The sequence below is a fragment of the Planococcus chinensis genome, assembly GCF_020071995.1.
GTDB classification, from domain to species: Bacteria; Bacillota; Bacilli; order Bacillales_A; family Planococcaceae; genus Planococcus; species Planococcus chinensis_A.
Genome location: NZ_JABWTK010000001.1, coordinates 379,215 through 401,595 on the forward strand (window position 1 = coordinate 379,215; position 22,381 = coordinate 401,595).

Annotated in this window: 17 protein-coding genes; 11 read left to right on the top strand and 6 right to left on the bottom strand. The window is 49.0% G+C overall.

Annotated elements, in window-relative coordinates; all coding sequences use genetic code 11:
- The first annotated feature begins 63 nt into the window (after positions 1 to 63).
- The 6 genes from ypfJ (at position 64) to HU147_RS01920 (ending at position 8,738) form a co-directional block, all read left to right on the top strand.
- Positions 64 to 912 (top strand): KPN_02809 family neutral zinc metallopeptidase, encoded by an 849-nt coding sequence (ypfJ, locus tag HU147_RS01895; protein ID WP_224074622.1) that lies wholly within the window; start codon positions 64 to 66, stop codon positions 910 to 912.
- Positions 913 to 1,045: 133 nt separating this feature from the next.
- Positions 1,046 to 2,212 carry a TraB/GumN family protein gene (locus tag HU147_RS01900; protein ID WP_224074623.1) on the top strand — a complete coding sequence of 389 codons (1,167 nt, stop codon included), beginning with the start codon at positions 1,046 to 1,048 and terminating at the stop codon, positions 2,210 to 2,212.
- 51 nt (positions 2,213 to 2,263) lie between these two features.
- On the top strand, positions 2,264 to 2,578 hold the full coding sequence (locus HU147_RS01905; RefSeq protein WP_224074624.1) for a hypothetical protein: 315 nt from the start codon (positions 2,264 to 2,266) through the stop codon (positions 2,576 to 2,578).
- Between the two features lie 113 nt (positions 2,579 to 2,691).
- Complete coding sequence (locus HU147_RS01910) at positions 2,692 to 5,781, top strand: efflux RND transporter permease subunit (protein WP_224074625.1); 3,090 nt, start codon at positions 2,692 to 2,694, stop codon at positions 5,779 to 5,781.
- 204 nt (positions 5,782 to 5,985) lie between these two features.
- Complete coding sequence (locus HU147_RS01915; RefSeq protein WP_224074867.1) at positions 5,986 to 7,335, top strand: MDR family MFS transporter; 1,350 nt, start codon at positions 5,986 to 5,988, stop codon at positions 7,333 to 7,335.
- Between the two features lie 191 nt (positions 7,336 to 7,526).
- Positions 7,527 to 8,738 (top strand): NupC/NupG family nucleoside CNT transporter, encoded by a 1,212-nt coding sequence (locus HU147_RS01920; protein WP_224074626.1) that lies wholly within the window; start codon positions 7,527 to 7,529, stop codon positions 8,736 to 8,738.
- A gap of 378 nt (positions 8,739 to 9,116) precedes the next feature.
- On the opposite strand, the gene HU147_RS01925 is transcribed toward HU147_RS01920, so the two are convergent.
- The gene (locus tag HU147_RS01925; protein WP_224074627.1) at positions 9,117 to 10,058 is read right to left on the bottom strand and encodes a nuclease-related domain-containing protein; all 942 of its coding nucleotides are present in this window, start codon (positions 10,056 to 10,058) and stop codon (positions 9,117 to 9,119) included.
- Between the two features lie 245 nt (positions 10,059 to 10,303).
- On the opposite strand from HU147_RS01925, the gene HU147_RS01930 reads away from it, so the two are divergent.
- Positions 10,304 to 11,602 (top strand): NCS2 family permease, encoded by a 1,299-nt coding sequence (locus HU147_RS01930; protein ID WP_224074628.1) that lies wholly within the window; start codon positions 10,304 to 10,306, stop codon positions 11,600 to 11,602.
- Between the two features lie 119 nt (positions 11,603 to 11,721).
- On the top strand, positions 11,722 to 11,907 hold the full coding sequence (locus HU147_RS01935; protein WP_224074629.1) for a hypothetical protein: 186 nt from the start codon (positions 11,722 to 11,724) through the stop codon (positions 11,905 to 11,907).
- 60 nt (positions 11,908 to 11,967) lie between these two features.
- Here the strand turns inward: HU147_RS01935 and HU147_RS01940 are convergent, their stop codons facing one another.
- The 4 genes from HU147_RS01940 to HU147_RS01955 form a co-directional block, all read right to left on the bottom strand.
- On the bottom strand, positions 11,968 to 12,876 hold the full coding sequence (locus HU147_RS01940) for a MerR family transcriptional regulator (protein ID WP_224074630.1): 909 nt from the start codon (positions 12,874 to 12,876) through the stop codon (positions 11,968 to 11,970).
- 140 nt (positions 12,877 to 13,016) lie between these two features.
- Positions 13,017 to 14,216, bottom strand: coding sequence for an MFS transporter (locus HU147_RS01945; RefSeq protein ID WP_224074631.1), 1,200 nt, complete (start codon positions 14,214 to 14,216; stop codon positions 13,017 to 13,019).
- A gap of 177 nt (positions 14,217 to 14,393) precedes the next feature.
- Positions 14,394 to 15,626: an MFS transporter gene (locus HU147_RS01950; protein ID WP_224074632.1), complete on the bottom strand. Its 1,233-nt coding sequence runs from the start codon at positions 15,624 to 15,626 to the stop codon at positions 14,394 to 14,396.
- An 88-nt stretch (positions 15,627 to 15,714) separates the two neighbouring features.
- Positions 15,715 to 16,950 carry an MFS transporter gene (locus HU147_RS01955; protein ID WP_224074633.1) on the bottom strand — a complete coding sequence of 412 codons (1,236 nt, stop codon included), beginning with the start codon at positions 16,948 to 16,950 and terminating at the stop codon, positions 15,715 to 15,717.
- Positions 16,951 to 17,356: 406 nt separating this feature from the next.
- Between HU147_RS01955 and HU147_RS01960 the strand changes: the two genes are divergently transcribed.
- From HU147_RS01960 to HU147_RS01970, 3 genes are all read left to right on the top strand, one after another.
- Entirely contained in the window at positions 17,357 to 18,850 is a 1,494-nt protein-coding gene (locus HU147_RS01960; protein ID WP_224074634.1) for an acetyl-CoA hydrolase/transferase family protein, read from the top strand.
- Between the two features lie 122 nt (positions 18,851 to 18,972).
- Entirely contained in the window at positions 18,973 to 19,617 is a 645-nt protein-coding gene (locus tag HU147_RS01965) for a LytTR family DNA-binding domain-containing protein (protein ID WP_224074635.1), read from the top strand.
- Positions 19,618 to 19,845: 228 nt separating this feature from the next.
- Positions 19,846 to 21,360, top strand: a complete 1,515-nt coding sequence (locus tag HU147_RS01970; protein WP_224074636.1) for an acetyl-CoA hydrolase/transferase family protein — start codon at positions 19,846 to 19,848, stop codon at positions 21,358 to 21,360.
- A 522-nt stretch (positions 21,361 to 21,882) separates the two neighbouring features.
- Here HU147_RS01970 and HU147_RS01975 read toward each other — a convergent pair.
- Positions 21,883 to 22,353, bottom strand: coding sequence for a VOC family protein (locus tag HU147_RS01975; protein WP_224074637.1), 471 nt, complete (start codon positions 22,351 to 22,353; stop codon positions 21,883 to 21,885).
- Positions 22,354 to 22,381: the final 28 nt, after the last annotated feature.

Here is a 22,381-nt window from a genome sequence, read left to right on the forward strand (position 1 = left end):
TTAGAACGTGCTGTAATTGGGGTATAAGCTTAAGAAAAGTGTATTTGCGAGGAGCGAATTTTTATGAAGTGGAGAGGCAGACAAGCCAGTAGAAATGTCGAAGACCGGCGAGGTTCCGGAGGTGGCGGAGGAAGATTAGTGGCAGGCGGCGGAATCGGCGGCTTGCTCATTGTTCTTCTGGTGGCGTTTCTCGGAGGTGACCCGGGAGTCCTCATGGATGGCATCGGCACGGGCACCCAATCGAATGAACCATACGTGGAAACCGAGCAGGAACAGGAGCTGGCCGATTTCGTGTCGGTTGTGCTGGCGGATACGGAATATGTCTGGGCAGAGGTTTTTGCGGAACAGGGCATGGAATACGCTGAACCGACGCTCGTCCTTTTCAATGGCAGTGTTGAATCTGCCTGTGGAACAGCGGGAGCGGCAGTCGGGCCATTCTATTGTCCGGGCGACCAAAAGCTGTATATTGACTTGAGTTTCTATGATGAACTGCAGCAGCAATTCCAGGCGCCGGGCGATTTTGCGATGGCGTATGTCATTGCACATGAAGTCGGGCACCACGTACAGAACCTGCTCGGGATTATGGAACAAGTGCAGCCTTTGCGGAACCAGCTGAGCGAAGAGGAATACAATAAATTGCAGGTCAAGCTCGAATTGCAGGCTGATTATTATGCGGGTGTCTGGGCTCACCACGCACAAGGCATGGACCTTTTGGAAGAAGGGGACTTGGAAGAAGCCTTGACGGCTGCGAGTGCCGTCGGAGATGACACCATCCAGAAACGTTCGCGCGGTTATGCGGTTCCGGAAAGTTTTACACACGGTACTTCCGAACAGCGCAAGCGCTGGTTCTATAAAGGATTTGACAGCGGAACAATCCAAGGCGGCGATACATTCAATGCGCCGGAACTGTGACGCTTTCCTGCGAAAAAAATCGGGAAACGAAGAGCCTTGCATTGATATTTTCGGTGTTGTGATTCATTATTGAAATAGACAGTCTTTTCGCGTTCCTGCGGGAAGAAATCAGTTCTATGAAGGAAGAAATTTTATGCATGAAGAAAATATTACACGCATCCAGCTTGACGGCCGTGAACTGATCCTCATCGGGACAGCGCACGTATCGCGCCAAAGTGCAGAACAAGTCAAGCAGGTCATCGAAACGGAACGTCCGGATTCGGTTTGCATAGAACTTGATGCACAGCGCTACCAGTCAGTCATGGAAAACAGCAAATGGAAAGAGACTGATATTTTCAAAGTCATTAAAGAAAAGAAATCCAGCCTGCTGCTGATGAACTTGGCAATTTCTTCGTTTCAGAACCGTTTAGCCGACCAGTTTGGCATCAAGCCTGGCCAGGAAATGATTCAGGGAATTACGTCAGCCAAAGAAACAGGGGCAGAACTGGTGCTTGCCGACCGCAACATCCAAGTGACGTTCTCACGGATTTGGAGCAATATCGGGTTTATGGGGAAAGCGCAGCTATTGACTTCTGTATTCTTCAGCATTTTCAGCAAAGAGACGATTTCCGAGGAAGACCTTGAAAAAATGAAATCACAGGATACGCTGAACGCAGTATTGAACGATTTCACTCAATCGTTTCCGCGGCTGAAAAAACCGCTGATCGATGAACGCGACCAGTACTTGGCGCAGAAAATCAAAGACGCACCGGGGGATAAAGTGGTGGCTGTTCTTGGGGCCGCCCATGTACCGGGGATTACGAAAGAGATTCATAATGACCATGATTTAAAAGCGCTGTCCGAAGTGCCGCCGAAATCGAAATGGCCGACCATCATCGGATGGGCGCTGCCGATTCTTTTGATCGCGCTGCTTGCCATCACGTTTTACAATAACCCGGCAGCGGGCATCGATGGCACGATCAGTTGGATTTTATGGACCGCTTCGCTTGGCGCAATCGGCGCAGCGTTGGCATTTGGCCATCCATTGGCGATTTTGACCGCCTTTGTCGGCGGGCCGGTCGGCGCATTGCATCCACTGCTTGCCGCCGGTTGGTTTTCAGGCCTGATGCAGGCTTACGTAAGACGCCCGAATGTCGGCGATTTTGAAACGCTGTCGAAAGATGTCTTTACGTTGAAAGGCTTCTGGGACAATAAAGTCACGCGGGTCCTTTTGGTAGTCGTTCTCACCAACCTGGGAACGGCGGCCGGCAATATTATCGGCAGTGCCGATGTGATCCGGCTGTTCCTTAAAAATTTATAATTCCGAAGACCAGATGTGCTTTTTGCATCTGGTTTTTTTATTTGAAAAGCGTTGAAAGAAAATAAACGGGGTATAGAAAAGCAGAAAGACATTACGGTTGAGGAGGAACTGCTGATGGGCCTCTTTGTCATGGGTATACTGCTCTGGTCGCTGGTTATCGCTTCAGTCATCCTGTTCATCTACGGTTTATGGAAAAGTTCGTGGAAAGCGCTTGTTTGGAGCGGTGCCGCCATATTGGTTCCAATGATGCTGATCTTCCTTGGAGGCCAGGGCATCTGGTTCCGGCTCAGCATTTTGGTCCCCATCGCCATTTTTGCTGCAGCGTATTACATGAAACAGAAAACGACGCATCTGCCGCTGTCTTAAAAAGGGACCGGAGAAATCCGGTCTTTTTTTTTTGCATCCGGGAGTTCAGAATAGCTATACATAGAAAATAGTTATACAATAGTTATACAAAATTTAAAGGAAGAAGGTGTCATATGCGTTATTTACTTGAACGGGGCAAATTGTTTTTATTCCTGTTTTTTATCCTTACGGTTATAGGAGCATATGTATTTACGACGCTGCCGCAGCGTGAAATTCCGGAAACGCCGCCGAATCTCGTGCTGGTTTCCACCATATTGCCCGGCGCAGGCCCCGAAGAAATTGAAACATCGATCACAAATCCAATTGAGCGCGAATTGCAGAAAGTGGACGGCATTTCCACAATGCAGTCGGTTTCTTCGAATTCGGCTTCTATTATTACTCTGGAGATCGAGGACGGGGTTGATGCAGATGGTTTGGTAACGGAAATGCAGCAGCAAGTCCAGCGTGCATCGTCCCAGTTTCCGGACCAGGCACAGGCACCTACTGTCGAAAAGCTTGATTTGACCTTCCCGCTGGTGTCGTATATGTTCTACGGCGATGAAGCGGAGCTTGCGAAAATGGAAACGGCGTTCGCTGATTTAAGCGAAGAAGTGGAAGCGGTAAACGGCGTTGCAGGAACGGAAGTTAAAGGTTTGGACGGGCGCCAGATCCTGGTTGAACTCCAGACGGACAAGCTTGCCCAGAGCGGAGTGCAGCCATTTGAAGTGCTTGAATCGCTTCAGCAGGCGAACCAGCCGCTGTCGCTTGGCTCCCATGACAATGGCAACGAGCAATTGCTCCTGACCGTACAGCAGAAAGAAGGGGTCGATAAATTAAAAACACTGCGCGTCGGTTCTGCAGCAGTGCCTCTTGAAGATGTAGCAACAATCGAAAGCGTCAATCAAAACAAAACAGACATTGTTACATATGAAGGGCAGCCGGCCATTTCGTATACCGTCTTTTTGAAATCGGCTCAGGACGTGCCTTCTGTGGATGAGAAGGCTTCGGAAGTGATTGAAGCCTTCGTCGATACCTTGCCGGCCGGAGTCGAAGCGGAACGCTACGAATCCCAGGCAGAGAATGTGAATACGATTTTTGACAGTTTGTATGAATCATTGCTGATTGCGGTACTGGCAGTTCTGATCATTACCACTGCCGGCTTGACTTTGTACGGAGCGCTTGCTGTCGCCTTGACTGTTCTTGCTTCAGTCCTGATCGGCCTGATTCCGATCCCGTTCATGGGCGTCGATTTGAACCAGATTTCCGTAATCGGCCTGATTATCGCTATCGGGATTCTGGTGGATGACAGCATTGTTGTCAACGACAATATCCAGCGCCGCTATAAGCTCGGAGATTCTCCGATGGACGGCGCCGTCAACGGCGTGAAAGAAGTTTATTCTTCGATCATCGCATCGAGCCTTGCGATTGTGGTAACCTTCTCGCCGCTCTTGCTGCTGTCAGGCGGCAACGGCGCATTCATCAAAGCACTGCCGAGCATTTTGATTACGACCATCATTGCATCAACCGTGCTGTCGATTACGCTTGTGCCGATTATGCAGTATTTGAAAACCAAGCGCGGCGGCAAAAAGAAAGTTTCCGATACGCCTGGGTTCCTTGGAAAGCCGCTTGAAAAAATGGCGGTGTTTTATTCGGAGAAAATCCTGCGCGGTGTGCTGAAGCGGCCTTTGCTTGTGGGAATCAGCGGTTTGGTGCTGGCAACCGGCTTGTTGTCGTTGGCATTCTTTACGCCATTTGAATTTTTCCCGGCAGCTGACCGCAAAGAAGTAACAATGGATGTGCGGCTTGCGGAAGGCACAAACATTGAAGAGACGGATGAGTTTCTTCAGGAATTGACAGGGAAAATGCAGGATGAAGAACCGCATATTGATGAAGTATCGATTTTTACAGGTGACGGCTTGCCGAATCTGTTCGCTTCATCGATGGACAATACCGGTCCGAACACAGGACAAGTTGCGTTTCGGATTGACCGGGAACAGACAACGGCTGCTGACTTTATCGACAAATGGCAGCCGGAACTCCGGGAACAGTACCCTGATGCAGAAATTTTCCTGAGCACGATTGTCCAGGGGCCACCGACCGGAGCACCGGTAACTGTTACGGTAAAAGGCGCTGACTTGGCGGAATTGACAGCGCTGCGTGACCAGTTGACAACAGATATGCTGGCTGGCGGAGCGGACGTTGTCACCGATAACCTCGGGGAAGCGGTGCCGGCCATCCGTTACGAACCGAACAATGCCGCATTGGATGAAAACCGGATTCCGCTCAGCACGGTGACAAACCAGCTGCAGCTGCTGACGCAAGGCGTTCCGCTTTATAGCATTTATGAAGGGCAGACGTCTTATGATGTGGTATTGAAGCAGGCGGGCATTGAAGACGGAGAAGACATTGATCTCGCTGACTTCCAGCTGCCGGTATTGAACGGGCAAGGGCCGCAGCAAGGACCGCCTCAGCTGGTGGGGCTTGATCAATTGCTGACGCCTGAAGAAACGTCTGTTGTTGCACAGATTCCGCATCAAAATGCGGAGCGTTCCATTACGCTGCGGGCATTTGGCGAAGTGGATAATTTTGAAAGCAAGATGCTCGCTGTGGTGGATGAACAGCGCGCAGATCTGACAGATGGCTATGAACTGTCAACCGGCGGGGAAAATTCGGACCAGGAAGCCTTCTTCACGGAAATCGGCCTCTTGTTCCTGGTGGTCATCCTGCTGGTTTACCTGGTGATTGCCTTCCAGTTCAAATCATTCGGCTTGCCGTTCCTTGTGCTGATTGCTGTGTACCTTGGCATATCGGGCGCCATGCTCGGGCTCTTTATCACCCAGACGCCGCTTAGCTTCCTTGGCGTTATGGGAATCGTTTCCTTGACGGGGATCGTGGTGCGGAATGCGGTGGTCTTGATTGATTTCGTGGAAGTCCGGAGATTGTCCGGAGACTTTAATATTAAGGATGCGATTATCGAATCCGGCTACGCCCGCATCAAACCGATTGTGTTAACGTCGTTGACTTCGATTGTGGCATTGATTCCGGTGGCATTGTCCGGCGATCCGCTGTTTGAAGCACTGGCGATCACCATCATTGCCGGACTCGCTTTCTCCAGTATCTTTACGCTGGTCATGATTCCAGCGCTTTATCTGGTATTTTACCGTGTTCGTTATCGTAAAAAGATAAAGGCGCGGGCGGTTGCGGAAGAACCTACAACCGTTTAATCAAATCCGTTTGAAAGACTGCGGATAATCTGTGAAAAAACAGCGTACATCTGAAAAGATGTGCGTTTTTTTGATACACCAACGGGTAATCAGCAATATAGACAGATTTTCACTTTCAACATGCGGAGGTGAGTGGCATTGAGAAATGAGCAGCAATCCATCACGGATAAAAATTTCCGCAAAGGGCCGTTTTTGGCCGTATTGATGGCGGGCGTGTTCGTGGCGATTCTGAACCAAACCTTGCTTGCCACCGCCTTGCCGCATATCATGGACGATTTGGACATCAACGCCAATGTGGCGCAGTGGCTGACGACGGTTTTTATGCTGGTGAACGGAGTCATGATTCCGATTACCGCCTTTTTGATCGGCAAATTTTCGACGCGCCGCTTGTTCCTGGCGGCCATCGGCTTGTTTGCGGCCGGAACGATCATTTGTGCGTTTGCTCCCGGCTTTCCGCTGCTAATGGTCGGCCGCATTGTGCAGGCTTCCGGCGCCGGCATCATGATGCCGTTGACGCAAACCATTCTATTTATCGTGTTCCCTGTTGAAAAGCGCGGGCAAGCCATGGGCTTGTTCGGGCTGGTCATTTCATTTGCTCCAGCGCTTGGCCCGACCTTGTCCGGCTGGATTGTGGAGCAGTATCCATGGCGCGCCCTTTTTTATATCGTGATTCCCATTGCCGTCGCTGATTTTGTGCTGGCGTATTTCCTGCTGCGCAATGTGACCAAGCAGACTTTCCCAAAATTGGATCTGCCGTCTGTCATCTTTTCCACTTTTGGTTTCGGCGGCATCTTGTACGGTTTCTCAAGTGCCGGCAATTCGGGGTGGGGAAGCTGGCCCGTCATCGCCTCGATTGCAGTCGGCATTGTTTCGCTGATCGTGTTTATCCGCCGTCAATCCCGGTTGAAGGAGCCGCTGCTGGAATTCGGTGTATTTTCTTATGGCATTTTTACCTTGTCGACGATATTGAGCGTTATTGTCTTTATTTCGATGATTGGCAGTGCGACCATTTTGCCGATTTACATGCAGAATATGCACGGCTTTACCGCCTTTGAATCGGGCCTGATGCTGCTGCCGGGCGCCATCATCATGGGAGCGATGAATCCGGTGGCCGGTAAGATTTTCGATGCGGCAGGGGGCAAATGGCTGGCGGTGATTGGGCTGCTGATCGTCACGGTTTCCACGTTCCAATTTTCTGTGTTGACGACAACGACTTCTTTCACTTATTTGGCTGTCATGCACGCCATCCGGATGTTCGGGGTTTCAATGGTGATGATGCCGGTCACGACGGCGGGGCTCAATCAGCTGCCTGAACGTCTCATCCCGCATGGCACGGCGATGAGCAATACGATGCGCCAAGTTTCCGGTTCAATCGGCACAGCGCTGCTCGTCACCATTATGACCGGTACGGCTTTGGACCCGCAGCAATACGGTGCAGAAGGGCTCGTGCGCGGCGTAAATATTTCGTTTATCGTGGTCGGTGTATTGAGTGGCATCGGCGTATTTCTGGCATTTTTCCTGAAAAAAGCGGAACCTGCGAAGAACAGGAAGTAAGGATATTCTACTGGATGCCTGTTTGAATTTTCATTGCATTATAACAACTTTTACGATAAGAATTTGTCACAGGATAGCCATTTACTTCTTTTCGTGGATTTGGTAAGATGTCTGACGACAGTAAACTAATTAACTGACGAACTGGCTGAAATGAAAGCGTTTCAAGCCGGAAAAAATAATGAGGTGAAATTGTGAATTTATTATGGGGCATCTTCGGCGTATTCGTTGTTCTGGGAATCGCTTTCCTATTATCAAGCAGCCGAAAGTCAATCAGTCCGCGAACGATTTTGGGTGGATTAGCTATCCAAATTACGTTTGCATTTATGGTTTTGGAATGGGAATTGGGAAGAACAGCGCTCCTTAAACTTTCAAACCTTGTCCAAAACGTCATCAACTATGCTGGAGAAGGGATTTCGTTTGTATTCGGCCCTGCAGCTGATACGACAAACTTCGGTTTCGTATTTGCCTTCCAAGTATTGACGATCATCATTTTCTTCTCGTCTCTTATTTCGGTGCTTTACTATTTGGGTGTTATGCAGATTATCATCAAACTTCTTGGAGGCGCATTATCGAAGCTTCTTGGAACAAGTAAAGCGGAGTCGATTTCAGCTGCGGCGAATATTTTCGTTGGGCAGACAGAAGCACCGCTTGTCATCCGTCCGTTCATCGCCGGCATGACAAAATCCGAGCTTTTCGCGGTTATGACGGGTGGACTTGCTTCGGTAGCCGGCTCGACGCTTGCCGGTTATGCGCTTTTAGGTGTACCTCTTGAATATTTATTGGCAGCCAGCTTCATGGCAGCGCCAGCCGGTCTGATCATGGCTAAAATCATGTTGCCGGAAACTGAAAAAGTTGAAGAAAAAGATTTTGTCATGGAAAAAGACAATGCTTCAGTCAACGTTGTAGACGCTGCTGCACGCGGTGCGGCGGATGGATTGCAATTGGCATTGAATGTCGGCGCCATGTTGCTTGCGTTCATCGCTTTGATTGCCTTATTGAACGGGATGCTTGGCGGAATCGGCAACTGGTTCGGTACAGACAACTTGACGATCCAAGGAATCTTGGGCGTTATCTTTGCACCTCTGGCTTGGGCAATTGGTGTGCCTTGGGCAGAAGCTGTACAAGCGGGTAGTTTCATCGGACAGAAATTGGTGCTTAACGAATTTGTTGCGTACACTGCATTTGCCCCTGAAATTGCAAACTTGTCACCAAAAACGGTTCTCGTTGTCAGCTTCGCACTATGTGGCTTTGCTAACTTGAGCTCATTGGCAATCCTTCTTGGAGGATTGGGAGCGATGGCTCCAAGCCGCCGTCCGGATATCGCGCGTTTGGGTATCAAAGCGGTTGCGGCCGGGATGCTCGCTTCACTTCTGAGTGCGGCCATTGCCGGTATGTTCATGTAATAATAAATTCACAAACTAAACCCCTCTTCGTCCACTGGCGGAGAGGGGTTTTTGCTTATCGGACGTTTTTCGCTGGCGAAAAGCGTCCTTCTTTAAGGAAGCGGCCGTCTGTTGCGGCCGCTTTTTCCGTTTATGGGTTGGTTTTGGGTTGAAAAGCGTCGAAAGTGCGTTTTTAAGGGCAGGAATGGATGCATTTCGCAGGCGAAATGCGGTGAAGGGCTTGAAAATCGAGATTTATTTGCGTTTAAAAAGTTTTATTTGCGTTCGCAAGAAGTTTATTTGCGCTTAAAAAAGTTTATTTGCGTTCGCCAAGGGTTTATTTGCGTTCAACAAAAATCGGCAAATAAGCTCGTTGGTATGTGCAACGAGCTTAGACATTTACTTTAATCTGTACGTAGTGGTTTTCAATTCACCTGTCCTATCCAAGTCCAACTGTCTTAAAAGACGGGAAGCCACAAACGGAGATTCTATCCCGCAAAATCTCCTGAACTCCTGATTCGTCAGTTCGCTGCTGACCAGCGTAAAATACTCCCGCACCGCCAGTATATGAGCGGAACTGTCTCGTTCTCCGCAACTTGAGCATTGCCAGCTTCGCTTCACACGCTGCATGGCATACGACTGGCAGCCTCGGCAATAGACGCCGGGTTTCAACTCAATTGGATCAATGAAGTATCTTTTGCACAATGGAGTTTGTCTAAAAGGGGTTTGATTTGCTAGAAGCGTCTTTTTGATTTTCAGTAATTTTACATCCGGCACTTTTGGGGGAGAAGCTGTCCAGATTTTTAAGAGGGTTTCGGGCAGTTGATACGTTTTGCAGATCGGAGCATCGGCTGGTTTGGCAATGAACTCGCACTTTTTCGCGGTGAACACAATCAAGCCGCGGATAGGCAAAGTGATTTTCCGTGCCTTGAACCATGTCGCCAGAAAGCGGATGTGTTTGTTGAGCTGGACGCGCGGGTCTTCCATCACCGTTTTCACATCTTCTTCGTCAAACCGGTAAAATTCGCCGGTGTTGTCATCAAAATGGATTTTGCCGCTGATGTTTTTCGATTCGATAATAATGGCGCAGCGCTCGGTCAACAGAAGAGCATCCATTTGTACGAGCCAATTACCCAACTTCAGGTTTACATCCCACAGCATGTCGAACGTCTCTTCCAAATGAAATTCTTTCATACGTGAAGCAAGTCGGCTTTCGCCTCTATACCCGGCAACTGCCCGGTTCCATTCACTTTGTATATAATTCTTTTCGGGATGAGCTGCCGGAAGCCGGCCGGCGAGCCGCTCCAACGCTTCCGTTTTTGTCAGTATACGCAATTCCAAATGCATGCCTCCTTCTAGTGAATTAAATGCAGTATAGCATCATTCACACAGCTTGAAATCAGCTAAATAAATGATGCAAAAACCCATTAATTTGCTGCTGTTTGAATGTGGAAAACGAATAAACCACATTCAAGTTAAATACCTTGACAGCATCCTTTTTTTGGCTTAAACTCCTATATTGGCTCACCTGTTACATATGGGAAGAGCGGGTAGGGAGAGGGCTAATTTAATAGAAGGTTTTGTGAATGTTTAATTGGATGGACCGCTTTTTTGGTCTTCAAACAAATGGAACTTCGGTGAAACGGGAAATGTCTGCGGGTGTTATCGGCTTTTTTACAGTCGTGTACATCATTGCGGTCAATTCGCTGATCTTATCGGAGTCCGGCATGCCGCTTGAAGCGGCGATTGTCGCAACGATTGCGGCATCCGTATTTGGCTGTCTGGTGATGGGTTTCTGGGGCAATGCGCCGATTCTTTTGGTGCCTGGCATGGGGATCAACGCCTTGTTCTCGTACACGATGGTCCAGTCGATGGGCTTGTCGTGGCCGGAAGCACTGGCTGTTGTGTTCATCTCAGGGCTCATCTTCGTCGTCATCGCGTTCACGCCTCTTGCGAAACTGCTGAATGCAGCGGTGCCGTATTCGCTGAAAGAAGCGATTACGGTAGGGCTCGGCTTGTTCCTGATGCTGATTGGCCTGGAAAAAGGCGGCATTGTCGAACGCGGCACGTCATCGATTCTGGCACTCGGCTCACTCGGTGAACCGCATGTGTTGGCGACGGTTTTGACGTTTGTCGTGGCGATTGTGCTGTTTATCCGCAATGTACCGGGGAATTTCCTGATTACGGTTGTGGCAGGAACCGTGATTGCGTCGTTTTTCGGTCTGATCGATATGAGCGCATTGGGCGGATCGTCCATCGAGGCCGCTGAAGCGTTCGCTGTGTTCGGTGCGCTGTCGTTTGACGGGATTTTGTCGATGGCGTTTTGGGTTGCTGTTTTCTCTTTGACGATGGTTATCGTTTTCGAGAACATCGGCACTGTTCAGGGGCAGGTGTCGTTTGTGAAACGCCCTGAGAAATTCGGACGTGCGTTCCAGTCGACTTCTGTATCATCAATGGCATCCGGCATCTTCGGCACAAGCCCGACGGTGGCGAGCGCTGAAAGTACGGCGGCCATGGCGGCTGGCGGACGGACCGGCTTGACGTCGGTTACGGCAGGAATCCTGTTTATGGTTTCGGTGTTCTTCATTCCGGCCATCAAACTGATTCCGGACAGCGCCATTGCGCCGATCCTGATCATTGTCGGCGGCTTGATGGTTCAGAATATCCGCAACCTGGATATGAAGGACATGAGCGAAAGCTTCCCGGCGCTGCTGATTGTGGCATTGATTCCTTTCACGTACAGCATTGCGGACGGCATCGCCATCGGCTTTATCCTGTACCCGATCTTGAAAGTTGCGATCGGAAAATGGCGGGAAGTATCGATGACGCTTTACATCATCGCCGGCTTGTTCCTCATGAACTTTGTGTTTCATGTCATCGGTTAATTGAAAAAACGCATCTGTCCTGAGGCAGATGCGTTTTTCTGTGGGCACGGCACAGTTCCTCCAAACCGCCCTGTGGTGGTATAATGGATGAAAGAGATCGAAAGGAGTTGGAAATCCCCATGAAATACACGAAATCAAAAATGGAACAGCTCGTAAGCGATCATCCGGAGTTGAAAAAGCGTCTGAAAACGTTGATGAAAGATATGGAATTGGAAAAGAACTTTGCATTGAAAGCCCTCTACCATTCGGAAGTGACAGACAACGGCCCGTACCAAAAAGATTATCAGGATCTGGATCTGCAATAAATTGCAGATCTTTTTTTATGGGCTGAAATTAAATCGGACGGATACAGAAAAGAACTCCCTTTAAGCTTTGCTTAAAGGGAGTTCTTTTTGTTCATCAAGCCATTGCTGCCAAGATTCATAAGTTTCGCCCAGGTACCAGACCTTGCTGGAGTGCAGCTTTTGCTCTGCGCCCTTGCCGCCCACAAGAAAACGCATGCGCGGATTTTCTTTGGACAACTCTTCGATGTAATGCTCGACGGTCGGCAAAAGCTTAGGGTCCAATATCGACATACAGACGATTTCGGTCTGCTGCTGCCGCGCGGCTTCCGGCAGCCCGTCAATCGGTGTATCCTGTCCGAAATACATGACAGGGAAGCCGTTTTCCCGCAAGAACAAAGTGAACAGCAAAAGACCCAGCTGATGGTTTTCGCCGCTTGGACACAGCGCCATCACTTTCGGCAGTTCTGTGGATGTCGGGAAAATGCGGAAGAAATGAGAAAAGCGTTGTTGTACAAGGTGGCTGATCATATGTTCATGAGCCACCGTAAGTGAGCCGTTTTCCCATTCTTCTCCAATGTGGACCATCAACGGTGCGATGATGGAGAAAAAGACCGTACGATAATGGAATAAAGAAAAGTTCAGATCGAGCAGATAGTTGAAGCGTTCCGTATCCATCTCGGAAGCCGCCAAATATAGTTCCTGGATTGACTTGCTGAACGGATCGTCTTCTGTCGACGTAGTCGGCATCATCGCTTTTTCGGCGGGTTTTCTTTTAGAAGCATGAAGCTGCTTGACGGCTTCACTGATTTTAAAGCCTTTTTCCTGCACTTGTATTTTAAGCCATTTCAAATCTTCCAGGTTCTGATCCGAATAAAGGCGGTGTCCGGATTCAGTGCGCGCTGGTGTGATGGCATTATATCGGGTTTCCCAGGAACGGATGGTTACCTTTGGCATATCTAAAAGCTTAGCAGCTGCTTTAATATTATACATAGCTATACCTCCGTTTCTTTAACATGTCTGTATAATTATTATACAACCTTTGGAGCCATTCAGTAAAGCTTTAGGGGCAGGAGGATAAAAGAATGTATAAAAAAACTGGAACCCCGGCAAAGGGTTCCAGTTTTATCGAATTACAAAGCGGGATTGGCTTTCGCTACGCGTGAACGCTGCCAAGTGACCGTAATCATCATGGTGACCATCAGCATCACAAATCCCAGGATAAACGGATAAGAAATATTGAAATCGTAAAGCACTCCGGCAAGAAGCGGTCCGATGACATTGCCGATGCTCATGTAAGCATTGTTCATGCCCATCGCAAATCCGACTTCGCCTTCAGCCATTTTGGAGATGAGCGTATTGAGCACAGGACGCAAAATGGAAGTGGCCATAAAGATAATCAGTGAGACGGTAAAGAACATCGCGTAGCTTCCGGCAAACAAGGACAACAGGAAACCGGCTGCTGCGACACCGATAAAAGCAATCAGTACGGGCACTTCGCCGAAGCGGCGGACAATGCGGTCCACGATGAACAGCTGCACAATCACACCGACGATGCCAGTAGCCGTAATCATAAAGGCGATGTCTTTAGCGGTCGACTGGAACTGGTTGTCGAGATACAATCCGACGACCGATTCATACGCCAGCAAACCGAAGCTCATGACAAGGGTGATAACCAACGGGATGAAATACGGCATGGTCACGGAGCGTCCGATTTTCTTCATCATGGATTCTTCATCAGTCAAGGTAGCTGCCAATGCCGGATCCGCTTCAACGGCATCGTTTTCTTTCAGCCAGATCATTGAAAAGAGGACGGCCACTAACGAAACGAGTGCCGATACCAAAAACGGCAATTTCAAGTCGTACTCAGCCAGGAATCCGCCGATTCCGGGCCCTACAACGATGCCAAGCGACATGGCAGCAGAAACCAGGCTGTTTCCTTTAGCCCGCTGGTCGAACGTTGTAATGTCAGCGATATAGGCAAAGATGGCCGGAACGAGCATAGCAGCTCCGACTCCGCCGATTACGCGTGACAGGTACAGAATCCAGATGGAATCCGATAGATAAAACACAAACATGGACAGCGTCAAACCGGCCAGCCCGTAGATGATCATTTTCCGGCGACCATACTGATCCGCCCATTTCCCGGCAACCGGCGAGAACACAAACTGTGCCGCCGCGAATATGGCAATCATGAGGCCGGCAGCCAAGCCGCCTTGGTTAATCGATTGGAGATAAGAGGGAAGGATCGGGATGATAATGCCGAAGCTTCCGATGGCAATAAACATATTGATCATCAATATGATGATCTTTTTTCTTTGGTCCGTAGACATGGGCAGCAGCCTCTTTTCTTCTATATATAGTTCCGAGTTTTTTTCTCAGCCTACCTATAGTAATTTGAGCAGGCAGTTTTTGTCAATGCAACTGAACTGAGTTTAGGGAATTTATTTCGGGAGATGAAATTTATGCCTCGTCGACCTGTATTTTTTGCCAATAAAAAACTGAATCTCTTAAACAAGAGACTCAGCTTCAGATTCTTCAATGCGCATAAGCGCCAAAGCTTTGGCTGCACGTGAACTGCGCCATGCCATCGCAATGGAAAGTGTCACGATCAACAGGCCGAGGCCAAGAATGAACGGATAGTTAATGTTAAAGTCGAACAGCAGGCCGGCAGACAAAGGCCCCAGTACATTGCCAAGACTCATATAGGACGTATTCATGCCCATCGCAAAGCCGACTTCGCCTTCTGCCATTTTGGAAATCAGGATATTGAGCACCGGCCGCAAGATGGCCATTGCCAGGAAGATGACGAGCGACACACCGAAAAACGAAGCGTAGCTTCCAGCAACCAGCGATAACAGGAAACCGGCAGTCGCAAGCCCAAGGAAAGCGATCAGTACCGGCACTTCGCCGAAGCGGCGCACCAGGCGGTCGACGACAAATACTTGGACAATGACGCTGACAAGACCGGTAGCGGTAATCATCATGGCGATGTCTTTGGAAGTCGAACCGTATTCTGTCGTTAAATACATGCCGATGACCGACTCGTAAGCGACCAGCCCAAAGCTCATGACAAACGTGATGATCAATGGAATGAAATACGGCATTTTGACGGAACGGCCGATTTGCTCCAGCATCGATTCGTCTTTTGCAAACTCTTCCGCCTGCTTCGTGCTGTCGGCAGTCGGAGCAATTTCTTTCAGCATGACCATTGAAAAGACGACAGCTGTGAACGTAACGATCGCCGAAACCAGGAACGGCAATTTCAAGTCAAAATCAGCTAAAAAGCCGCCGATTCCAGGTCCGATGACCAATCCGAGTGACATCGAAGCTGTTACAAGGCCGGTACCTTTGGCGCGCTGAGCGGCTGTCGTGATGCCTGCTACATACGTAAAGATGCCGGGAACAAGAAAGGCGTCGCCGATTCCGCCGACGATGCGTGAAGCGTAAAGAAGCCAAATTGAATCCGTCGCATAAAACATCAGCATGGAAACGGTCAACAGCGACAAGCCGAGGATGATGACTTTGCGCGGTCCGTAAATATCCGCCCATTTGCCGCCGAGCGGCGAAAACAGAAGCTGGGCTCCGGCGAATATGGCGATCATCAACCCGGCGGCGGTGCCGCCCTGGTTGATGGACACGAGATAGGCAGGGAGAATCGGGACGATAATTCCAAAGCTGGCGATGGCGATAAACATATTCACCATCAGGATCGTAATTTTTTTGCGTTGTTGAGAAGACATTACAGGAAAAGCCTCATTTCTATAGAATAAATTTCTTTCACCAAAAGCAAAGCGTCGGAAATGTAAAGGTTAAACAGCCAGCCGGTCCTTAAAGAGCGGATTCGGCTTCAAATGAAAGTGCTTCTTCGGACGTTGCTGCAGCTTTTTTGCTGCGTGTAATGTGCCAGCCGACCGTAATCGAAATGGTGACCGCCAGCATAAGAAGTCCGAGAATGAACGGGAAGACCAGGTTGATGTCGTACAGCAATCCTGCTGAAATCGGTCCAATAACGTTGCCGATGCCCATGAAAGAAGTGCTGAGACCCATGGCAAAGCCGACTTCGCCTTTTGCCAGTTTGGAAACAAGGATATTCAACACCGGGCGAAGAATGGACATCGCCATGAAAATAATCAATGTCACGGCAAAGAACATGGCATATGTATTGGCCACAAGCGCCAGCAGGAAGCCGGCCGAAGCGACTCCGAGGAATGCAATCAGGATAGGCACTTCGCCAAAGCGGCGGATCAGCCGCTCGACTGCAAACAACTGCGTCAGAACGCTGACGCCCTGGATGGCGATGCACATGAGGGCAATATCCTGAACACTGGCATTGAACTCATCGTTGAGCACCAGCCCGAAAATTGATTCGTAAGCGATCAAACCGAAGCTCATCACGAACGTAATGATCAATGGAATGAAATACGGCATTTTGGTGGAGCGGGCAATTTTTTTGGACATCGATTCTTCGTCATCCAAATCACGTACATTGGCTTGCCCGGTCCGCAAAGGATCGCTTTCTTTCAAAAAGGCGATTGAAAACAGAACTGCTAAAAGCGTGATGAATGCCGACATCAAAAACGGCGCTTTCACATGGAAATCAGACATGAACAGCATGATCGCCGGACCGGCTACGAGCCCCATCGACATGGAAGCCGTCACAAGGCCGGTGCCTTTTGCGCGCTGTTCAGGCGTCGTGATGTCTGCTGTATAAGCGAAGACAGCCGGAATCAGGAACGCATCGCCGATTCCGCCGAGCACCCGTGAAGCATATAAAACCCATAAGGTATCAGTTGAATAAAATAAAAAACCGCCGGCAGTGATCAGCATCAGACCGATAATAATCATTTTGCGGCGGCCAAATTGATCGGTCCATTTGCCGCCGAGCGGGGCAAACAGGAGCTGCGCGCCGGCAAAGATGGCGATAATCATTCCCGAAGCCATCCCGCCTTGATTGATCGATTCCAGATAAGCCGGAATCACCGGTCCGGTAATCCCGAAACTTGTTATCGTAATAAACATTGTAATCATTAATATACTGATTTTTTTGCGTTGAGGTGAAGACATTAAATGGTGCCTCGATTCAATTAAAATTATTGTACAAACTCTACTTGTTTTGACAACTTTCCTATATTATGATGAAAAACCTTCAAAGTCAATGTGTTTTACACATAAAAATATCACGATATCAAAACAATTTATTATTTCGTTATATAAATATTCTCAACATTTATGAAGCCCGTCACAAAGCCTTTTTGCTCGAAATCCCCTTAGAAAATTATCTGGAAATCACGTTTTTAAAAGCAAATGAAACGCTTACAAAGCTTAAAATCCTTGCTGGTTTTGTTACAGCGATGTGAATATAAAGCTTAATATAGTAGAAACAGGGAACAGGGGTTTATTAAAACTGCATAAAGGTAAGGTATAATTAAGGCAGTAACAGAAGACATTCAAGCCACGAAAGGTGACTGTGATGGGACATACCACTGAACGGATCAAAGCCATTCAATTGCAGGAACGGATTATCGACGCAGAGCTGGCGGCTTCTTGGATTCAGGACGGCATGACGTTGGGGCTCAGCGGATTTACGCGTGCAGGAGATGCCAAAGCGGTGCCGCTTGCGCTGATCAAGCGGGCGGAAACGGAAAGTTTCAAAGTGAATGTTTTTACCGGGGCTTCTTTAGGCTCGGATATCGATCGTTTGTTTGCAGAAGCGGGCATCGTGCGCAAACGCCTGCCATTTCAAGCCGACCCGGTGATGCGCCGGAAAATCAACGAAGGGGACATGCTGTTTGTTGACCATCACTTGTCCCAAACCGCTGAATGGATCAAGGCGGGAGTCATTGAACCGATTGACTTTGCGATTATTGAAGCGCTCGGCATCACAGAAGACGGATTGATCATCCCCACAACATCGGTCGGCAACTCGGCTCTTTTTGTGCAGTACGCAAAAAATGTCATAGTGGAAATCAATACGGCCCAGCCGGCTTTGTTTGAAGGGCTGCACGATATTTACGACACTGGCAAACAAGGGGAGCGTTCGCCGATCCCGCTGACCCGTGCGAGCGACCGTATCGGAGTTCCCGGGATTCCAGTCGATTTGGAGAAAGTGCGGGGCATCATTTTTACGCATCAGCCGGATTCACCTTCGACTATTGCGGCAGCAGACGAAGAGACAGAATTGATGGCGGAGCACTTGCTGAACTTTCTTCGTTCCGAGGTCCGGGCGGGAAGGCTGACAGAAAAGCTGGCTCCGCTGCAATCGGGAATCGGGACTGTCGCCAATGCGGTCCTGCACGGCTTGCTTGATTCAGAATTCGGCGATTTGGAAGTTTACTCGGAGGTGCTGCAGGATGCCGTGTTCGAGCTGATCGATGCAGGGAAAGTCCGTTTCGCCTCCAGTTCTTCCATCACCTTGTCTCAGGAAAAGATGAAGCAGGTCTATGGCAATTTCGAGAAATATCGCGACAAACTGATTCTGCGGCCGCAGGAGATTTCCAACCATCCCGAAATCATCCGCCGCCTCGGACTGATTTCGATCAATACGGCTTTGGAATTCGATATTTATGGAAACGTCAACTCCACCCATGTGTCGGGGACAAAAATGATGAACGGCATCGGCGGATCCGGAGATTTCGCCCGCAATGCGCGGCTTTCGATCTTCGTCACCAAATCGATCGCCAAAGGCGGAAGAATATCGAGCGTCGTTCCATTCGCCACTCATATTGACCACACGGAACACGACGTCGATATCGTGGTGACGGAACAGGGCTATGCGGACTTGCGGGGGCTGGCCCCGCGGGAACGTGCGGCGCTGATTATCGAGAACTGTGTGCATCCGATGTATAAAGAAAAAATGCGCAGTTATTATGCGGAAGCTTTGCCGCGCGGCGGCCAGACGCCGCATGTGCTGGAACAGGCCTTTTCGTGGCATGCGAAATTGGCGCAAACCGGCACAATGCTGTAAGGAGATATGGCGAAAAATCGAACAGCTGCCCTTAAAAGGGGTGGCTGTTTTAATTTGGACTGGGAGCGGGCAGGGTGCTGCGCTATAATTTAAGCATTGAATAAAAAGACAGGAGGCCGCTCATGGAAAGGCTTACACTCGATTCGCTATTGGATGTCATTGGAGAACTGTTTTCGGATGAAATTTCAATTGCGGTATCAAATACAAAGGAATATATCTATTACAGGCCAAGCAAACGGATCGATCTGAAGATTCAAATCGGCGATCCGGTAAAAGAAGGAACCATTGCGTACAAAGCGCTGGAAACAAAGCAGAAAGCTTCGGAGTTTATTGACAAGGAAATCTTTGGGGTGCCTTACCACGGAATGGCCGTTCCGTTTGAACAGGACGGGCAGCTTGAGGGAGTGGTAATGGCGATTTATCCGGCTTTTACAGACGGCAAGTCCGTCGTCACTGTGAAAAGCGCCGATGGCTGGAAGCCGATTCCGTTTGGCAACGTAAAATATTTGGAAGTAAAAGACCGCAAGACCTATGTCTATGCGGACAACTTTTGGGGCACAAATAAAAACTCGCTGCAGGAATTTGAGTATATGCTGCCGAGGGACTTATTCATCCGCTGCCACCGATCGTTTATCGTGAATGTCCATCATATAGAAGAAATTTATCCGGATACGCATTCGACTTTTGTGCTGGCAATGAATGACGGTGCACGCATACCGGTCAGCCAATCCTATTCAAGTTATTTCCGGAAATTGCTCGGATTTTAGAAAGTGCTGCTTTAGGTGGCAAATTATCTGGCTTAACCACTTTTAACACTCTTCTACTCCGCAAAACACATTTTAGACACATTTTGAGATAAAGTTATCTAATAATTAGAAAATAACAGACGCTGTTAATAGAACAAAACGGATTAAAACTGAGCGGTCGCTCATGAAAACGCTTTATCTCGTGTCAAATGTAGGTTTGCCTATTAACTTCGAAAGAGAGTGATAAATATGGAGAAAAAACTTGGACGGGTAAGAGCTGCTGGATTAGAGAATCGTGTAGTAACGCCTGAAGAAGCGGCTTCGTGGATTCAGGACGGCATGACATTGGGCCTTAGCGGATTTACGCGTGCCGGCGATGTAAAGGCGGTTCCTTTTGCTTTAATAAAGCGGGCGGAAACAGAAAGCTTCAAAGTGAATGTATTTACAGGGGCATCATTGGGTTCGGATATCGATAAATTGTTTGCAGAAGCGGGCATTGTCAACAAACGGTTGCCGTTCCAGGCAGAGCCGGCGATGCGCAAAAAAATCAACGAAGGCGAAATGCTGTTTGTCGACCATCACTTATCCCATACAGCGGAATGGATTCGCACCAATGTGACGGAAACAATTGACTTTGCGATTGTGGAAGCGCTTTCGATAACTGAAGATGGAATGATCATCCCGACAACGTCTGTAGGGAATTCAGCGGTCTTTGCAAAACATGCCAAAAACATCATTGTGGAGATCAATATGGCACAGCCGGAATTATTTGAAGGGCTCCATGATATTTACGATGCTGGAAAGCAAGGCGAGCGCATGCCGATTCCGTTGACCAAAGTCGATGATCGCATTGGAACAATCGGCATACCGGTCGAATTGGATAAAATCCGAGGCATCGTATTTACAAAGCAGGAAGATTCTGCCTCGACAATCGTCCAGCCGGACAAGGAAACGAAAATGATGGCCGACCATCTGCTTGAATTCCTGCGTTCGGAAATCCGTGCAGAACGATTGACAGAAAAATTGGCGCCGCTTCAATCCGGAATCGGGTCCGTGGCAAACGCCGTGCTGCATGGCATGATCGATTCGGAGTTTAAAAACCTGGAAGTGTATTCGGAAGTATTGCAGGACGCTGTATTCGATTTGATGGACGCCGGCAAAGTGGATTTCGCTTCCTGCTGTTCAATTACGCTTTCTGAAGAGAAAATGAAGCAGGTTTACGGAGATTTTGAAAAATACCGCGATAAAATTGTTCTTCGTCCGCAGGAAATTTCGAATCATCCGGAACTTATCCGCCGCCTCGGTTTGATTTCCATTAATACAGCACTTGAATTTGATATCTACGGAAACGTCAATTCAACCCATGTATGCGGCACAAAAATGATGAATGGCATCGGAGGGTCAGGTGATTTTGCCCGAAACGCACGCCTTGCTATTTTTGTCACGAAGTCGATTGCCAAAGAAGGCAAAGTTTCAAGCGTTGTGCCGTTCGTGTCCCACATAGACCATACGGAACATGATGTGGATGTGGTTGTGACAGAGCAGGGCTATGCAGACCTTCGCGGGCTTGCGCCTCGTGAACGCGTCGGCCTCATCATTGAAAACTGTGTCCACCCTTCTTACCGCGAAGCTCTTCGCGAGTATTACGCAGAAGCATTGACGCGCGGCGGCCAAACACCGCACGTGCTGGAAAAAGCTTTTGCATGGCACACGAACTTGGCTCAGCATGGTTCGATGCTGCCGAAAAAAGAACAATTGGTGTAAACTGATAAAAACCAGCCTTTCCGAATCGACGGAAAGGCTGGTTTTTTAGGGATGGTGCGAGCGGCTGCGCTTTTTTATTGTCCAGCTCCTGTCCCTGTCCCTGTTCCTGCATCGCTGCGCTAGCTTCGGAACATGAAAGAGCGTTGCATCGCTGCGCTAGCTTTGGGACATGAAAGTGCGTTGCAGCACTTCGTGCTTCGTCGCAAAGTTATGTTCCAAATTCCCTTTGGCCCATAACTTGCTTGTCGAAGCTAACCGGCTCTTTCCGCTTTTTGTTATTGTCCAGACTCCAGCGCCTTGCCCCTCGAGTCGCTTCAGCCTCGCCTGCAATGGCAAAGAACGCCATTACCGGCAAGGCTTCCAGCGCTTGTCGGGGCTAAAACGGGCGCTTCCGCTTTTCTTACTGTCCAGCTGCAAGAGCCAGCTTCTCGGGTCATAAGCCACTCCGGCTGTGCGGCAAAAAACGCCGCTTCGCCGAATCGTCTTATGCCTGTCGAAGCTAACCGGCTCTTTCCGCTTTTCCTATTGCCCGCCGTACATGTCGGATGTGTTGCGGGTGTAGAGTTCGACAATGTTGCCGAAGGGGTCTTCGGTATAAACCAGGTAATGCGGTTTTGTTTTTGAAGTTTTCCAGATTTTGCTGCGCTGCTTGCCCCCGTGTTGGACGATCCGTTCGATGGTCTCGATTAGGTTGTCGACAATCAGGCAGATATGGAAAAATCCCTTATGGGGAAATGCGATTTCTCCTTTAAATAGGGGTTCCTGGAACTCAAACAGTTCAATGCCGATTCCGCCAAGCGACATCAAATGCACATTGCGCATTTTCTGGACTTCAGGCCCTTGCAGATCCTGGGTCATGTTATCCGGTTCCGCTTCTGCTGCGTCAAAGTCAAAAGGACCTGCGAGCACGTAAAAGCCGAACACTTTGCAATACCAGTCCATTGCTTGGTCCAAATCGGGGACTGCCAGCCCGACATGTGTGATTTCGCCCATTTCATCGCCTCCTTTATATATCAGTTTT

What these genes read in the sequence shown, in the direction of transcription:
- HU147_RS01900 (WP_224074623.1), top strand. Translation starts at nt 1,046, where the DNA reads ATGCATGAAGAAAATATTACACGCATCCAGCTTGACGGCCGTGAACTG.
- HU147_RS01930 (WP_224074628.1), top strand. Translation starts at nt 10,304, where the DNA reads ATGTTTAATTGGATGGACCGCTTTTTTGGTCTTCAAACAAATGGAACT.
- HU147_RS01910 (WP_224074625.1), top strand. Translation starts at nt 2,692, where the DNA reads ATGCGTTATTTACTTGAACGGGGCAAATTGTTTTTATTCCTGTTTTTT.
- HU147_RS01975 (WP_224074637.1), bottom strand. Translation starts at nt 22,353, where the DNA reads ATGGGCGAAATCACACATGTCGGGCTGGCAGTCCCCGATTTGGACCAA.
- HU147_RS01955 (WP_224074633.1), bottom strand. Translation starts at nt 16,950, where the DNA reads ATGTCTTCACCTCAACGCAAAAAAATCAGTATATTAATGATTACAATG.
- HU147_RS01915 (WP_224074867.1), top strand. Translation starts at nt 5,986, where the DNA reads ATGGCGGGCGTGTTCGTGGCGATTCTGAACCAAACCTTGCTTGCCACC.
- HU147_RS01940 (WP_224074630.1), bottom strand. Translation starts at nt 12,876, where the DNA reads ATGTATAATATTAAAGCAGCTGCTAAGCTTTTAGATATGCCAAAGGTA.
- HU147_RS01960 (WP_224074634.1), top strand. Translation starts at nt 17,357, where the DNA reads ATGGGACATACCACTGAACGGATCAAAGCCATTCAATTGCAGGAACGG.
- HU147_RS01945 (WP_224074631.1), bottom strand. Translation starts at nt 14,216, where the DNA reads ATGTCTACGGACCAAAGAAAAAAGATCATCATATTGATGATCAATATG.
- ypfJ (WP_224074622.1), top strand. Translation starts at nt 64, where the DNA reads ATGAAGTGGAGAGGCAGACAAGCCAGTAGAAATGTCGAAGACCGGCGA.
- HU147_RS01935 (WP_224074629.1), top strand. Translation starts at nt 11,722, where the DNA reads ATGAAATACACGAAATCAAAAATGGAACAGCTCGTAAGCGATCATCCG.
- HU147_RS01965 (WP_224074635.1), top strand. Translation starts at nt 18,973, where the DNA reads ATGGAAAGGCTTACACTCGATTCGCTATTGGATGTCATTGGAGAACTG.
- HU147_RS01970 (WP_224074636.1), top strand. Translation starts at nt 19,846, where the DNA reads ATGGAGAAAAAACTTGGACGGGTAAGAGCTGCTGGATTAGAGAATCGT.
- HU147_RS01950 (WP_224074632.1), bottom strand. Translation starts at nt 15,626, where the DNA reads ATGTCTTCTCAACAACGCAAAAAAATTACGATCCTGATGGTGAATATG.